Annotated in this window: 18 protein-coding genes; all 18 read right to left on the reverse strand. The window is 54.4% G+C overall.

Translation table 11 applies throughout. From position 1 onward, the window contains the following. Positions 1-321: 321 nt before the first annotated feature. Positions 322-834: a NuoB/complex I 20 kDa subunit family protein gene (locus tag ACR1UW_RS01105; protein WP_033010828.1), complete on the reverse strand. Its 513-nt coding sequence runs from the start codon at positions 832-834 to the stop codon at positions 322-324. Beyond that, positions 825-1193, reverse strand: a complete 369-nt coding sequence (locus ACR1UW_RS01110; protein WP_033010835.1) for an NADH-quinone oxidoreductase subunit A — start codon at positions 1191-1193, stop codon at positions 825-827. The genes ACR1UW_RS01105 and ACR1UW_RS01110 overlap by 10 nt, the downstream gene beginning before the upstream one ends. A 275-nt stretch (positions 1194-1468) precedes the next feature. Continuing rightward, complete coding sequence (locus ACR1UW_RS01115) at positions 1469-1870, reverse strand: F0F1 ATP synthase subunit epsilon (RefSeq protein ID WP_063210980.1); 402 nt, start codon at positions 1868-1870, stop codon at positions 1469-1471. A 22-nt stretch (positions 1871-1892) separates the two neighbouring features. Further along, positions 1893-3314, reverse strand: a complete 1422-nt coding sequence (gene atpD / locus ACR1UW_RS01120) for a F0F1 ATP synthase subunit beta (RefSeq protein WP_025039365.1) — start codon at positions 3312-3314, stop codon at positions 1893-1895. A gap of 27 nt (positions 3315-3341) precedes the next feature. Next, on the reverse strand, positions 3342-4199 hold the full coding sequence (gene atpG / locus ACR1UW_RS01125; RefSeq protein ID WP_011232826.1) for an ATP synthase F1 subunit gamma: 858 nt from the start codon (positions 4197-4199) through the stop codon (positions 3342-3344). A gap of 67 nt (positions 4200-4266) precedes the next feature. Then, positions 4267-5775: a F0F1 ATP synthase subunit alpha gene (gene atpA, locus ACR1UW_RS01130; RefSeq protein WP_044745368.1), complete on the reverse strand. Its 1509-nt coding sequence runs from the start codon at positions 5773-5775 to the stop codon at positions 4267-4269. 24 nt (positions 5776-5799) lie between these two features. After that, complete coding sequence (locus tag ACR1UW_RS01135) at positions 5800-6336, reverse strand: F0F1 ATP synthase subunit delta (protein ID WP_044745369.1); 537 nt, start codon at positions 6334-6336, stop codon at positions 5800-5802. Next, on the reverse strand, positions 6333-6869 hold the full coding sequence (gene atpF, locus ACR1UW_RS01140) for a F0F1 ATP synthase subunit B (RefSeq protein WP_050367977.1): 537 nt from the start codon (positions 6867-6869) through the stop codon (positions 6333-6335). Before atpF ends, ACR1UW_RS01135 begins: the two co-directional genes overlap by 4 nt. 200 nt (positions 6870-7069) lie before the next feature. Further along, the gene (gene atpE, locus ACR1UW_RS01145; RefSeq protein ID WP_033010834.1) at positions 7070-7282 is read right to left on the reverse strand and encodes a F0F1 ATP synthase subunit C; all 213 of its coding nucleotides are present in this window, start codon (positions 7280-7282) and stop codon (positions 7070-7072) included. Positions 7283-7335: 53 nt separating this feature from the next. Further along, complete coding sequence (atpB, locus tag ACR1UW_RS01150; RefSeq protein WP_033027747.1) at positions 7336-8046, reverse strand: F0F1 ATP synthase subunit A; 711 nt, start codon at positions 8044-8046, stop codon at positions 7336-7338. Between the two features lie 30 nt (positions 8047-8076). Further along, positions 8077-8433, reverse strand: coding sequence for an ATP synthase subunit I (locus ACR1UW_RS01155; RefSeq protein ID WP_033008385.1), 357 nt, complete (start codon positions 8431-8433; stop codon positions 8077-8079). 6 nt (positions 8434-8439) lie between these two features. Next, positions 8440-8658, reverse strand: a complete 219-nt coding sequence (locus ACR1UW_RS01160) for an AtpZ/AtpI family protein (RefSeq protein WP_033008425.1) — start codon at positions 8656-8658, stop codon at positions 8440-8442. A gap of 336 nt (positions 8659-8994) precedes the next feature. Beyond that, positions 8995-9624, reverse strand: coding sequence for a uracil phosphoribosyltransferase (upp, locus tag ACR1UW_RS01165; RefSeq protein WP_033008386.1), 630 nt, complete (start codon positions 9622-9624; stop codon positions 8995-8997). Positions 9625-9762: 138 nt separating this feature from the next. Then, positions 9763-11001 carry a serine hydroxymethyltransferase gene (gene glyA, locus ACR1UW_RS01170; RefSeq protein ID WP_033008387.1) on the reverse strand — a complete coding sequence of 413 codons (1239 nt, stop codon included), beginning with the start codon at positions 10999-11001 and terminating at the stop codon, positions 9763-9765. A 92-nt stretch (positions 11002-11093) separates the two neighbouring features. Further along, positions 11094-11672 (reverse strand): TIGR01440 family protein, encoded by a 579-nt coding sequence (locus ACR1UW_RS01175; RefSeq protein ID WP_033008389.1) that lies wholly within the window; start codon positions 11670-11672, stop codon positions 11094-11096. Positions 11673-11747: 75 nt separating this feature from the next. Then, complete coding sequence (gene rpiB / locus ACR1UW_RS01180; RefSeq protein ID WP_033008391.1) at positions 11748-12191, reverse strand: ribose 5-phosphate isomerase B; 444 nt, start codon at positions 12189-12191, stop codon at positions 11748-11750. Between the two features lie 95 nt (positions 12192-12286). Beyond that, on the reverse strand, positions 12287-13576 hold the full coding sequence (locus tag ACR1UW_RS01185) for a methyl-accepting chemotaxis protein (protein ID WP_100659057.1): 1290 nt from the start codon (positions 13574-13576) through the stop codon (positions 12287-12289). 19 nt (positions 13577-13595) lie between these two features. Next, positions 13596-14048: a low molecular weight protein arginine phosphatase gene (locus ACR1UW_RS01190; protein ID WP_033008394.1), complete on the reverse strand. Its 453-nt coding sequence runs from the start codon at positions 14046-14048 to the stop codon at positions 13596-13598. Positions 14049-14218 lie beyond the last annotated feature (170 nt).

Here is a 14218-nt window from a genome sequence, read left to right on the forward strand (position 1 = left end):
AAGGTCGTCCCCAGCCGCCGCTCCCGACGCCGCCTCGCGCTGACGACGCAGTTCGGCCGCTTTCGCCCGCGCTTCTTCCGCTGCTCGTTTTTTCGCTGCTGCGAGATCTTCAGCTGATGCCGGCTGCGCTGCATCCGTCTCTTTGTTTGCCGGTTGGGTGGACAAATCCGAAGGCGCTTTCACACCGTCGTCAGGGACGCTGTCGGATGACTTGGCTTGTTCAGCTGCTTGCCTGGCGGCGAGCTTTTCGCGCGCCAACTGCTTCGCCCGTTCCGCCGCTTCTCTTTTTCGCTGGGCCAAATCTTTTTCCTCATCCATCGGTTACAACACCTTCTTCCCTGTTTTGGCTTCAAGGCGAATTTTTTCTTTTAATTTATGAATGCCGTAAATGAGCGCCGCAGGGTTTGGTGGACAGCCAGGTATGTACACGTCAACTGGGACGATTTGGTCAACCCCTTTGACGACGCTGTATGATTTCACATACGGGCCGCCGGCTGTCGCACACGAACCCATGGCGATGACCCATTTCGGTTCGGGCATTTGGTCATACAACCGGCGCAAGAGCGGCGCCATTTTTTTCGTCACCGTGCCCGAGACAATCATGACGTCTGATTGCCGCGGCGAGGCGCGGAAAAACGAACCGAACCGGTCGAGGTCGTAATGGGCGCCGCCGACCGCCATCATCTCGATAGCGCAACAGGCAAGGCCGAACGTCAGCGGCCAGAGCGAATTGCTGCGCGCCCACCCTTTTAACTGCTCGAGCGTCGTCAAAAAAACGTTGCGCTTCACTTCTTCCATTTCCGCTTGCGAGAAGCCATCCCATTTTACATCCATCGTAACACCTTCTTTTTCCAAGCGTAGATCAAACCAATGGCAAGCAAGAAGATGAAGATCACCATTTCAATCAAGGCAAACAGGCCGAGCTGGTCGTAAACAACCGCCCAAGGATATAAAAACACCGTCTCGACGTCAAAAATCACAAATAGCAAGGCAAATAAATAATAGCGGACTTGAAACTGGATGCGCGAGTCGTGAAAGGGTATGTTACCGCTTTCATAGGTCGTTGCCTTCGCCTCGTCCGGCACATGCGGCCGCAACAAGCGTCCAACCGCAAGCGCCCCGATCGGCAGCAACACCCCGAGGCAAAGGAAGACGAAAATAATCAAATAACTGTTCGCATAGACGTTGCTCAACACGCTCGCCCCCCTTCCGGTTTACTACATACGTATGGTGTTAATGATGAAATTTTTCAATAATTCCTTCGATTTCATTATAACATTTATATCCAGCCGTGTCAGCAAAACTTCAAGTTAACACTGTCAACACTGTATCCATTCATGTAAGCGCTTCATCTTTGTTGAAACGACGGAATGCGAGGAACGAAAAAAGAGAGAGCGTTTGCCTCTCTCCTTGACGGACGATTCTTCCGTTTTCATCAAAAAAAGCAGGGGAAAAACTCCCCTGCTTTTTACTTCATTTCCGCAACGCTCAAACGGTTCATGGCGCGTTTTAACGCCAGTTCGGCCCGCTTGAAGTCGATGTCATCCTGCTGGCTTTGCAGGCGGCGCTCCGCCCGCTCTTTCGCCGCTTTGGCGCGGAGGACGTCAATGTCCTCCGCCCGTTCGGCGGCCTGAGCCAAAATCGTCACGTTGTCCGGGCGGACTTCGATAAAGCCGCCGCTGACCGCCACGTAGTCGGTTTTGCCGTCTTTTTTCAAACGGGCGGCGCTGATCTCGAGCGGGGCGACAAGCGGGATATGCCCCGGCAAAATGCCGAGTTCGCCGCTTTTCGCCTTGACGCTCACCATCTCAACATCGCCTTCGTACACCGGGCCATCAGGAGTGACGACGCTCACGTGGATCGTTTTCATTGTCCAATCCCCCTATCCCGGGTCACACTTCGACACCCATAGCTTTCGCTTTTTCTACCACTTCTTCAATGCGGCCGACTAAGCGGAACGCATCTTCCGGAAGATGGTCGTATTTGCCCTCCAAAATTTCTTTAAAGCCGCGCACCGTTTCTTTCACTGGCACATACGAACCCGGTTGGCCCGTGAATTGCTCCGCCACGTGGAAGTTTTGCGACAAGAAGAACTGGATGCGGCGGGCGCGGTGGACGACGAGTTTGTCTTCATCAGACAGTTCATCCATCCCCAAGATGGCGATGATGTCTTGCAATTCTTTATAACGTTGCAGCGTTTGCTGCACTTTGCGGGCGACTTGGTAGTGCTCCTCGCCGACGATTTCCGGCGCCAGCGCGCGCGACGTCGAGGCGAGCGGGTCAACGGCCGGATAAATCCCCATCTCCGCGAGCTTCCGCTCCAAGTTCGTCGTCGCATCCAAGTGCGAGAACGTCGTGGCCGGAGCCGGGTCTGTATAGTCGTCGGCCGGGACGTAAATCGCTTGAATCGACGTGATCGATCCTTTCGCCGTCGACGTGATCCGCTCTTGCAATTGGCCCATCTCCGTCGCCAATGTCGGTTGGTAACCAACGGCCGACGGCATGCGGCCTAACAGCGCCGACACTTCCGAACCGGCCTGCGTGAAACGGAAGATGTTATCGATAAAGAGCAACACGTCTTGGCCTTGTTCATCACGGAAGTATTCGGCCATCGTCAAGCCGGTCAAGGCGACGCGCATCCGCGCCCCCGGCGGCTCGTTCATTTGCCCGAACACCATGGCGGTTTTGCTGATGACGCCGGAGTCTTTCATTTCATGGTACAAGTCGTTTCCTTCACGCGTCCGTTCGCCGACGCCAGCAAAGACGGAAATCCCGCCGTGCTCTTGGGCGATGTTGTGGATGAGCTCTTGGATCAAGACCGTTTTCCCTACGCCGGCGCCGCCGAACAAACCGATTTTTCCGCCTTTAATGTACGGGGCGAGCAAGTCAACGACTTTAATCCCGGTTTCCAAAATTTCGACTTCGGTCGCCAATTCCTCGAATTTTGGCGCCGGACGGTGAATCGGGTCGCGGCGGGCGTCAGCCGGAATGTCGCCTTCGAGGTCGATCGGTTCGCCCAAGACGTTAAATACGCGGCCGAGCGTCACTTCGCCGACCGGCACCGAAATCGGTGCACCGGTATCGATGACTTCCATGCCGCGGATGAGGCCGTCTGTGGACGCCATTGCGATCGTCCGTACTGTATCATCGCCAAGGTGCAAGGCGACTTCCAATGTCAAGTCGATGTCGACTTCGTTTTCGTTGCGCGCTTGATGTTGAATTTTCAGGGCGTTGTAGATCGCCGGCAAGTGGCCGTTCTCAAACTTGACGTCTACAACCGGACCCATGACTTGGATAACGCGTCCTCTTGTCATCGTTTTCCCTCCTAACTTGCTAGTCCGCTATTGCAAGGCGTTTGCTCCGGCGACAATTTCCGTAATTTCTTGCGTAATCGCCGCTTGGCGAGCGCGGTTGTAGGAAAGCGTCAATGTGCGAATGAGCTCGTTCGCATTGTCCGTTGCGTTCTTCATCGCCGTCATGCGGGCGGCGTGTTCGCTTGCTTTTGCATCGAGCAATGCGCCGTAAATGAGGCTTTCCGCATACTGCGGCAATAAGACGTCCAAAATTTCTTCTTGCGACGGTTCAAATTCGTACACCGTGCGCTGCTTATTCTCCGCCAAGTCAGTGAGCGGCAGAAGCTTCCGTTCCGTCACCTCTTGCTGGATCGCGCTCACGTAATGGTTGTAATACATATACAGCTCGTCAAACGTACCGTCGGCGAATAACCCAACCGTTTTGCGGGCGATTTCTTTAATATCGGCAAACGACGGCTGGTCCGGCAAGCGGGTGATGTCGAGAATGACCGGCATGTTCCGCTTGCGGAAAAAGCTCAACCCGACGCGGCCGATGACGATGATCGCATATTCGTCCGGAGAAGCATGGCGTTTTTGGATCGTTTGGTACACGAGGCGCAGCACGTTGCTGTTGTACGCGCCAGCCAGACCGCGATCCGACGTGATCACGAGATACCCGGTCTTTTTCACCGGGCGCGAAACGAGCATCGGATGCGAAGCCCCCCCGGCGCCAAGCGCGACGTTGGCCACGACTTCTTGAATTTTCTCCATATATGGAACGAACGATTTCGCGTTTTGCTCCGCTCGGTTCAGCTTCGACGTCGAGACCATTTCCATCGCTTTTGTAATTTGGCTTGTCTTCTTCGTCGCATTGATGCGCGTTTTAATATCGCGTAACGATGCCAAAGGTTTCACCACCTTTTTGCTGCACGGGTTCTAACAGGCGTGAGGGGGCGATATGCCCCCGCCGGCCTTATTGTGAAACGACAAACGTTTTCTTGAACGCTTCGATCGCTTGATTGAGATCGTCTTCGTTCGGAAGATCTTTCGTCGTGCGGATGTGCTCAAGCAAGTGTTGGCCGTTTTGGTCGAGCCACAAGTAAAACTCTTTCTCGAAACGGCGCACATCTTCAACCGGAATGTCGTCCAAAAAGCCGCGCGTCAATGCATAGATGATCAACACTTGTTTTTCGACCGGGATCGGCTGATGCAAATCTTGCTTCAGCACTTCGACCGTGCGCGCCCCGCGGGCGAGCTTCGCTTGCGTCGCCTTGTCGAGGTCGGAGCCGAATTGGGCGAACGCCTCCAGCTCACGGTAAGCGGCCAAGTCCAAACGGAGCGTCCCGGCTACTTTTTTCATCGCTTTGATTTGCGCTGCCCCACCGACGCGCGAAACGGACAACCCTGCGTTGATCGCTGGGCGGACGCCGGAGAAGAACAAGTCCGATTGCAGGAAAATTTGCCCGTCCGTAATCGAGATGACGTTCGTCGGAATGTACGCGGAAATATCGCCCGCTTGCGTTTCGACGAACGGAAGCGCAGTCAACGAACCGCCGCCTTTGGCATCGCTCAATTTCGCTGCGCGCTCAAGCAGGCGGGAGTGCAAGTAGAAAATATCCCCCGGATACGCTTCACGGCCCGGCGGGCGGCGAAGCAAGAGCGACAATTCACGGTATGCCGCGGCTTGTTTCGATAAATCGTCATAGACCACTAACACGTGTTGGCCTTTATACATGAAATACTCGCCCATCGCCACACCGGCATACGGCGCCAAGAACAAAAGCGGAGCCGGCTGCGACGCCGAAGCGGTGACGACGATCGTATAGTCGAGCGCGCCGTGTTTGCGGAGCGTTTCGACAACGGTGCGGACCGTCGATTCTTTTTGCCCGATGGCGACATAAATACAAATCATGTTTTGGTCTTTTTGGTTGATGATCGTGTCAATGGCGACGGACGTTTTCCCCGTTTGCCGGTCGCCGATGATGAGCTCGCGCTGGCCGCGGCCGATCGGCACGAGCGCGTCGATCGCTTTAATCCCGGTTTGCAGCGGCTCATGCACCGATCTCCGGTCCATAACGCCCGGCGCCGGGCTCTCGATCGGGCGCGTTTCGGTCGTTTCCACCGGGCCTAAGCCATCGACAGGCTGGCCGAGCGGGTTGACAACGCGGCCGATGAGCGCCTCCCCGACCGGCACTTCCATGATCCGGCCTGTGCGGCGCACTTCGTCTCCTTCTTTGATGCCGGTATACGGCCCTAAAATAACAATCCCGACGTTGTTTTCTTCCAAGTTGAGCGCCATGCCCATCACGCCGTTGGCAAATTCAACAAGCTCGCCGGACATGACGTTATCAAGCCCATGAGCGCGCGCGATCCCGTCGCCGATTTGGATGACGGTGCCGACATCGCTCACTTGGATTTGCGATTCGTAGTTTTCAATCTGCTGCTTAATGAGCGCGCTGATTTCTTCCGCTCTAATGCTCATGCCTTTCACCCCTGTCTCCAAATGTTAACCAATGAGCTGCCGCTGAATCCGTTCAAGCTGCCCGCTGACGCTGCCGTCATAAATGCGGTTGCCGATGCGCAGCTTCACGCCGCCAATCAGTTCCGGGTCGACGATATTTTCAATGTGGAGCGTTGCTTTGCCAACCTTTTTGGCAAACACGTCAGAAAGCGCCTGCAGTTCTTCGTCCGTCAACGGGCGCGCCGAATAGGCGATCGCTTCAGCGATGCCGCGCGCATCGTTGGCAAGGGCGATAAACTGGTCGGCCAGTTCAGGCACAAGGCCGAAGCGATGGCGCTCAAGAAGAAGCAAAAGCGTGTTTTGCACCGGAGCAGAAACGCCGGCGAACACTTCACGAACAAGCGCTTTTTTCTTTTCTAAAGAAAGATTCGGGTTGGAAAGAAGCGATAAAAACTCGCCGTTTTCCGCCAACGCTTGGCGTACGGCGCGGACGTCTTCCTCGATCCGGTCAAGCTGCTGTTGTTCGAGCGCGATTTGGAACAAAGCGGATGCATACCGTTTGGCGATCACTTCTTGGTTCATCGCGCTCCTCCTGCCTCTTGAACGTCTTTGATGTACGCTTCGATCAGCTTGCGTTGATCTTGCTCGGTCAGCTCTTTTTCAATCACTTTTGAGGCGATCAAGACAGACAACGACGCCACTTGTTCGCGGAGCGCGGCCATTGCCTGTTCTTTTTCGCGCTCGATTTCTTGTTTCGCCGTTTCTTTTACCCGTTCCGCTTCCGCACGGGCCGAGGCGACGATTTGTTCTTTCTGCTCTTCGGCAAGCTTGCGCGCATTTTCGATGAGCGCTTGCGCTTCTTGACGCGATTGCTTCATCAGTTCACGCTGCTCTTCAAGCAGTTTTTCCGCTTCTTGGCGGCGTTTTTCCGCTTGGTCGATTTCGTTCGCGATATGCTCCTCGCGCTGTTTCATGACGCCCATAAGCGGTCCCCATGCAAACTTGCGGAGCAAAATCATCAGCAAAATGAAAGCGACAAGCTGAAAAATGATGTCCCCGCTATTGACCGCCCCAGCAGTTGCGCCGAGCGCCCATGTTTGTCCTGGTGCCAACATGTTTCGTTCACTCCTTTCGGCCTTATCTCCTGACCGGACATTCCTTTCGCGCAACTATGCATTAGGTGAATATACAAAAACTGATACATATACATAAAGCAATGGCGAAGGTTTCCAACTAATCTTCGCCATTTATTTTTTAATCTTCCATGTTGTGGAAGGCGCTTGTTAACATTCCGTTAACAAGCGCTCCTCATCCGTTATTGTCCTTGCACCATAAACGCGATAACCACCGCGATGATCGGAATCGCCTCAACAAGCGCAACCCCGATAAACATTGTCGTTTGCAACATGCCGCGAGCTTCCGGCTGGCGTGCAATTCCTTCAACTGTACGAGAAACGATTAAACCGTTGCCGATACCCGCGCCGAGCGCGGCAAGACCAATAGCGATTGCTGCAGCTAATACACCCATCTGTGAAATCCTCCTTATTGATCAAAAGTTGATATTTAAAAAAAATATTATCATTAATGGTCATGGCTGACTTTATGCGCCATATAAACCATTGTCAACATTGTAAAAATAAACGCTTGAATAGCCCCGACGAAAATACTGAACGCCTGCCATACCATCGTCGGAATGATCGCGGCGATCGTTCCGCCAACACCTGTAGCCAAGCCGCCGACAAGCAATGCAAGCAAAATTTCGCCGGCAAAAATGTTTCCATAAAGACGAAGACCGAGCGTCAATGTGTTGGCAAACTCTTCAATGATTTTAAGAGGAAACATAAACCACATTGGGCTCGTAAAACCTTTTAAATACTCGGAAACGCCGCGCAACTTAATGCCATAATAGTGGGAAAGGGCTACAACCATCATGGCCAGCGCCAATGTAATGGCCGGGTCAGCCGTCGGTGATTTCCACCATAGTTCATCATGGACAACGACAGAAAATGGAAGACCTAACATATTAGCGACAAATACATACATGATCAACGTTAAGCCAAGTAAATGGAAGCGTCCCCCTGTCTCCCAGTCCATGTTGCTTTTGATAATTCCTTTCACAAAATCGACAACCCACTCCAAAAAGTTTTGCAAGCCTGTTGGTTTCATGGAAAGGTTGCGCGTCGCCGCAATGGCGATAACCAGCACGATGACACAGGTGATGGTCACCATTAATACGTTGGCCAAGTTAAATGTAAGGCCAAACAGTTCGTAAAGCGGCGCCTTATGATCCACCAATACTCACCTCGCTTTCTACACAGCTGATTAGTCATTATGTAAAAAATGATTTGCTACCAATAGGATATATGGGGTGGCCAAGCCGATGACGACCGGCATAACGGACAAATGTTGGGGATACCGGGACACAAACAGCGCAACGGCGGCAGCCAGCGCAAATCGAATCATGGTCCCAAGCGAAGGAGGGCGCCGTCCCTCGGCCATCGCTTCTCCTGCTTTTATGACACGCCGGGCCAGCAAGCGAATGCTGTACAGCCCTGTTGCTGTTCCAATGAGCAAACTAAAAAACCACGCTTCATAACTGGTCAATATCCATCCTACCGCATAACCCACCATTAGCACCGACGATTGCTTTTGTATTCGTTTTATGATCCTATCAATCATTGCTTCTTATTCCCCAAAAAAACGCCGAATTGTTTTCAGCGTGGCGAACACTCCCGCTGCTAAGCCGAGCAACAAACCAATAACAAGGAAAAGCGGTTCACTGTCCAATTGTCGGTCAACCCATCTGCCGCCAAATAAACCAACTAATGTACAGCCGACTAGCTGTGATGTGATCGCTGACATCAAGCCGATGGCCCGAAAAGGATGACGGTTATTTTTTTTCATAATGGTTACCATACCTCGCCCGTTTAGACCAGAGATCATTTCCGACAGTGAAAACCTTCTCAATCTACCCCTTGTAAGCATACAATACCGCTTGGTCAATGTCAATGTGTTCCCACATAAAACATCATTCACACAGAGCAAATATTAATAATTTGTGACAATTTCTCATTTTCTTTTCACAAAAATGGTGTATAATGATATATTTTTGTTTTTGGACACTTCCCTGCCTACAGCAACCGACTCACTCTGGACGCGTCCCTGTTTCGATGTCGAAAGAGGGGCCCCGTTTGGACGCGGCCCCCTCTTTCGACCGTACAGGCAACGGCCTGCTTCGGGTTATTTCGTGCCAAACAACCGGTCGCCGGCGTCGCCAAGGCCGGGGACGATATAGCCGTGGTCGTTCAGCCGCTCATCAAGGGCAGCGATGTAAATGTCCACATCCGGGTGCGCGGTTTCCACCGCTTTAACCCCTTCCGGCGCGGCGATGAGGCACATGAACTTAATGCTTTTTGCCCCTCGCTTTTTCAGCGCTTCGATCGCCGCCACCGCCGAGCCGCCGGTCGCGAGCATCGGGTCGACGATGATGAAGTCGCGCTCCTCGACATCGCTCGGCAGTTTGACGTAGTATTCGACCGGCTTTAACGTTTCCGGATCGCGATACAAGCCGATATGGCCGACTTTCGCCGCCGGGATGAGCTTCAAGATGCCGTCGACCATGCCGATGCCGGCGCGCAAAATCGGGATGACGCCGAGCTTTTTGCCGGCAATCACTTTCGCTTTCGCTTTGCTGACGGGGGTTTCGATCTCGACTTCCTCAAGCGGCAGATCGCGCGTAATTTCAAACGCCATCAACGTCGCCACTTCATCAACCAGCTCGCGAAACTCTTTCGTGCCGGTGTGCTTGTCGCGAATATACGTCAATTTATGCTGGATGAGCGGATGGTCAAACACATACACTTTTCCCATAAGTCATCTCCTCTTCCGTATGTATGCGGTACACTTCTATACATTCTACTGGAAAACGAGCGCCTGTTCAACTGGCGAACGAATGAAAAAGGCATACCGCCAGGCTGATGCGGCGGTATGCTTTCATTTGCCCCATTTTTAGTCTTGGTAGAGCGGGAATTTTTCCGTTAAAGCCGCGACGCGTCGGCGCGCTTCTTCAAGCGCCTGTTCATTGTCCGTGTTTTTCAGCACAAGACCAATAATGGCGGCGATTTCGTCCATTTCTTCGAGGCCAAAGCCGCGCGTCGTCACCGCAGCCGTGCCGATGCGGATGCCGCTCGTGACAAACGGGCTTTCCGGATCGTACGGAATGGTGTTTTTATTCACTGTAATGCCAACTTCATCCAACACTTTTTCCGCCGTTTTTCCGGTCAGCTGCTGCGGGCGCAAATCGACAAGCAATAAATGGTTGTCCGTGCCGCCGGATACGAGGGTGAACCCTTCGTTTTGCAGGGCGGAGGCAAGCCGTTTGGCGTTATCGACAACGCGCTTCGCGTACGCTTTAAAGTCGTCCTGCAACGCTTCGCCGAACGCCACCGCCTTGGCGGCAATGACATGCATCAGTGGCCCACCTTGAATGCCAGGGAAGATCGATTTATCGATTTGTTTCGCAAACTGTTCTTGGCATAAAATCATCCCGCCGCGCGGGCCGCGCAACGTTTTATGCGTCGTCGTCGTGACGAAATGGGCGTACGGCACCGGGTTCGGATGGAGACCTGCCGCAACAAGACCGGCAATATGGGCCATGTCGACCATTAAATAGGCGCCGACTTCATCGGCGATTTCCCGGAATTTGGCGAAATCGATAATGCGCGGATAGGCGCTCGCGCCGGCGACGATCAGCTTCGGCCGATGAAGGCGCGCTTTCTCGCGCACGTCGTCATAATCGATGACATGGGTTTCCGGGTCGACGCCGTATGCGACAAAGTTGTATTGCACACCGCTGAAGTTGACTGGACTGCCGTGCGTCAAATGGCCGCCGTGCGACAAATTCATGCCAAGCACCGTGTCGCCGGGTTTCAGGACGGTGAAATAGACGGCCATGTTCGCCTGCGCCCCCGAATGCGGCTGGACGTTCGCATGCTCCGCCCCGAACAATTGCTTCGCCCGCTCGCGCGCCAACTCTTCGACGATGTCGACGTACTCGCAGCCGCCATAATAGCGGCGGCCCGGATAGCCTTCCGCGTATTTGTTCGTCAGCACCGATCCTTGCGCTTCCATCACCGCGCGGCTGACAAAGTTTTCCGAGGCGATGAGCTCAATCTTGGCATGCTGCCGTTTCCGCTCTTGCTCAATGGCCGCAAACACTTGCGGATCTTGTTGTGGCAAGTAGTTCATCAATAGCTCCCCCTTATGCGAAATCAGTGAATATTCGTTTTTATTTTATCAGCTTCAGCTAGGCAAGTTCAAAGGAAAAATGAATGAAATTGTTAGAAAGAACAGAAATTGTTCGGGTTTTCTAACGTATAGACGGCGCGGGCGCCACCGATCAGCTTTGGCCGCGTCTTCGCCAGCGTGACGTACGCATGGCCGACATGTTTCACCGAAACACGCACTGGGACGGCGACCGGTTTTAGATGCATGCCGATCAACGTATGCCCGATATCGATGCCGGCATCGGCGCGGACCGCTTCGACAACAACGGGATCTTCCAGCTGCCGGTAGGCATACGCGGCCATCGCTCCGCCCGCTTGCGGCACTGGGATGACGGACACGATCTCGAGGCCATGGACACGCGCCGTTTCCCGTTCGACGACGAGCGCCCGATTCAAATGTTCGCAACATTGAAAGGCGAGCTCGATCCCCGTTTCGCGCCGCCATGCATCAAGTTCAGCAAACAACATGGCTGCCACATCCGTCGACCCGGCGGTGCCGATTCGTTCACCGAGCACTTCGCTCGTGCTGCAGCCGACCACCACGATCTGGCCGCGGCCAAGCGGCGCCTGCCGGCGAAATTCGCGCAAAATCGTTTGCCATTGCTGCTGCCATTCGGTCAATCGTGCGTCCATGTTCCCCCTCCTTCTCTTCGGGCGCGCTGCAAACGCCCGCTCATTCCGCCCAAACAGCCAAGCCTCGACCGTTTCTTAGCGTCCGTTTTCATACTCGGCGATTTTGCCGATCCGCCGCGCGTGGCGGCCGCCTTCAAATTCCGTTTCGAGCCACGCTTTGGCAATTTCGCGTGCCAATCCCGGCCCGATGACGCGCTCGCCCATCGCGAGGATGTTGCTGTCGTTATGCATGCGCGTCAGTTTGGCGCTGTAGACGTCATGGCAAAGAGCGCAGCGCACTCCTTTTACCTTATTGGCGGCGATCGTCATGCCGATGCCGGTGCCGCAAATCAAAATGCCGCGGTCAAATTCGCCGCGCGCCACTTTTTCCGCGACAGGGAGCGCGTAATCCGGATAATCGACCGATGTTTCACAATCGCAGCCGAAATCGGTGTACTCGATTCCCATTTCATCCAACAGTGCTTTAATTTCCTCACGAATGCGAACTCCACCATGGTCAGAAGCAATCGCAACTTTCATCACGTTCGGGCGAGGAACCCTAGGCTTCGCCGTGATAGCGAAAGCCAGGGAGGAATCGCCCTTCCTCCTTTCGATAAATCATATTTGCCTGTGCATCAACGGGTGCGAAACCGGGCGACAGCCGCCTGCAATTGTTCGGCCTGTTCCACCAACTCGCCAGCCAGCTTATGCACATCGTTGATCGATGCAGCCTGCTCCTCGGTCGCCGCCGCCACTTCGAGCGCGCCGGCGGACGTCTGCTCAGCAATCGCCGCCACTTCTTGCGTTTGCGCCGCGGCCCGCTCCATATGCCCCATTTGACGCTTCGCCAGCTCAGCGATGTCATGGACGGCGCGGATCACTTCATCAGCTGAGGCCGCCATGGCCGCAATGGCCTCATTCGTGCGCTCCCCTTTCGCCGCCTCAGCGTTGGCGGCGGCCACCTGCTTGTCCATTTGCGCCACCACACGGGCGACTTCATTTTGAATGTTGCCGACCAGTTCTGCGATTTTCTTGACCGCCTTGGCGCTCTCATCCGCCAGCTTGCGCACTTCCTCGGCGACGACGGCAAACCCCCGGCCGTGCTCGCCGGCGCGGGCTGCCTCAATGGAAGCATTGAGCGCAAGCAAGTTCGTCTGTTCGGCGATGTCCGCGACAAGCAACGTAATGTTGCCGATTTGATTGGCGTGTGCTTCGAGCTGCTTGACAGCCGCCCGCGACCGTTCTTGATCGTCAGCTAGCTGATCGATGCCGCTAATGAGCGAATCGGTGATATCGCGGCTTGCCTTCAGCGTTTCGGCCATCCCATATACCGACTGTTCCGCTCGCTCGGCTGTTTCTTTGACTTGCACGGCGATGGCAAGCACATCCTCGGCCGCCGCAGCCGCTTCTTGGATCGCCTCGGCCGAAGACGCCGCCCCTTTGGAAATGTCGTCAATCGTCGCCGCAATATCGCGTGCACGGCTTGACGCTGTTTCGGACGCCTGCCTCATTTCTGCTGTCTTTTCCGTCGTGCGCGCTGCGCTCTCTTCCACATTGGCGACGACGGCGCGCAAATGGCCGAGCATCCGGTTGAACGCGACAGCCAGCGAGCGGATTTCATCATGGGAAGAGGGCAGCGGAACATCCTCATCGATATGTCCTTCTGTCGCCTTTGCCGCCGCTTCCTCGAGCCGTTGCAGCGGCCTTGTAATCCAGCCAGCGGCCAAATAGGCAAGCACTCCGGACCAAAAGATGCCAAGGAGCAGCACGATCATCGTGAACACGCTTTTGTTCCATGAGGCGAACCACTGATCATACAAAACGTACAAGAAAAAGGCGCTCGTTGAATACGTGATCAGCGCCAACGCTGTCGTAAAAACGATGAGCTTCAGGCGCAAACCGAACCGATGACTTGTCCCCCCCATTTGTGTTCCCCCTCACTTCTCAACCTCGTTGTTCTGTTTGCAACTTTTCCGCCAAGCGGTCAATGAGCGTCTCCAGCTCATCGCGCGCCGCCCGGTACACTTCAATCGGCCCGCCGAACGGATCGGCGATGTCGCCGTCTGTTCCCGAGACGAACTGCTTCAACGTAAACGTTTTGTCCTTCGCTTCTGGGAAACGCTCGACGATCATGTCTTTATGGCCGGATGTCATCGCCAGCACGTGCGTCGCCCAGTCGATATGCTCTTTTTTCAGCTGCGAGGAGCGGTGGGCCGCTTCGATTCCTTTTTCCTTCAACACCATCTTGGCGTGAACCGACGCCTCGCTCCCTTCCGCCGCAAACACGCCGGCCGATTTCACCTCGACGCCTGGCAGCTGCTTATTCTCCAGCAGCGCAGCGGCCATCGGGCTCCGGCATGTATTGCCCGTGCAAACGAACAAAATGCGATATGGCATACAACCACCTCTTCACATCAATGACTTACCATCAATATACCATAGGGAAAAGAGCAAAAAAAGCTCTTCAACGCAACACGTACTTGACAAGCAATGCGGTTTTCTGCGCAAGGATCGGCAAAAAGTGCTGATTTTTCCTTACAACTCACATTTCGCACCCTCTCGACCAA

The organism is Geobacillus lituanicus, from assembly GCF_050994965.1.
GTDB classification, from domain to species: Bacteria; Bacillota; Bacilli; order Bacillales; family Anoxybacillaceae; genus Geobacillus; species Geobacillus stearothermophilus.

Bases quoted from the DNA above. Each gene is read 5' to 3' on its own strand.
- ACR1UW_RS01105 (WP_033010828.1), bottom strand. From the start codon at position 834: ATGGATGTAAAATGGGATGGCTTCTCGCAAGCGGAAATGGAAGAAGTG.
- ACR1UW_RS01115 (WP_063210980.1), bottom strand. From the start codon at position 1,870: ATGAAAACGATCCACGTGAGCGTCGTCACTCCTGATGGCCCGGTGTAC.
- atpD (WP_025039365.1), bottom strand. From the start codon at position 3,314: ATGACAAGAGGACGCGTTATCCAAGTCATGGGTCCGGTTGTAGACGTC.
- atpA (WP_044745368.1), bottom strand. From the start codon at position 5,775: ATGAGCATTAGAGCGGAAGAAATCAGCGCGCTCATTAAGCAGCAGATT.
- ACR1UW_RS01135 (WP_044745369.1), bottom strand. From the start codon at position 6,336: ATGAACCAAGAAGTGATCGCCAAACGGTATGCATCCGCTTTGTTCCAA.
- atpF (WP_050367977.1), bottom strand. From the start codon at position 6,869: ATGTTGGCACCAGGACAAACATGGGCGCTCGGCGCAACTGCTGGGGCG.
- atpE (WP_033010834.1), bottom strand. From the start codon at position 7,282: ATGGGTGTATTAGCTGCAGCAATCGCTATTGGTCTTGCCGCGCTCGGC.
- ACR1UW_RS01155 (WP_033008385.1), bottom strand. From the start codon at position 8,433: ATGATTGATAGGATCATAAAACGAATACAAAAGCAATCGTCGGTGCTA.
- ACR1UW_RS01160 (WP_033008425.1), bottom strand. From the start codon at position 8,658: ATGAAAAAAAATAACCGTCATCCTTTTCGGGCCATCGGCTTGATGTCA.
- upp (WP_033008386.1), bottom strand. From the start codon at position 9,624: ATGGGAAAAGTGTATGTGTTTGACCATCCGCTCATCCAGCATAAATTG.
- glyA (WP_033008387.1), bottom strand. From the start codon at position 11,001: ATGAACTACTTGCCACAACAAGATCCGCAAGTGTTTGCGGCCATTGAG.
- ACR1UW_RS01175 (WP_033008389.1), bottom strand. From the start codon at position 11,672: ATGGACGCACGATTGACCGAATGGCAGCAGCAATGGCAAACGATTTTG.
- rpiB (WP_033008391.1), bottom strand. From the start codon at position 12,191: ATGAAAGTTGCGATTGCTTCTGACCATGGTGGAGTTCGCATTCGTGAG.
- ACR1UW_RS01185 (WP_100659057.1), bottom strand. From the start codon at position 13,576: ATGGGGGGGACAAGTCATCGGTTCGGTTTGCGCCTGAAGCTCATCGTT.
- ACR1UW_RS01190 (WP_033008394.1), bottom strand. From the start codon at position 14,048: ATGCCATATCGCATTTTGTTCGTTTGCACGGGCAATACATGCCGGAGC.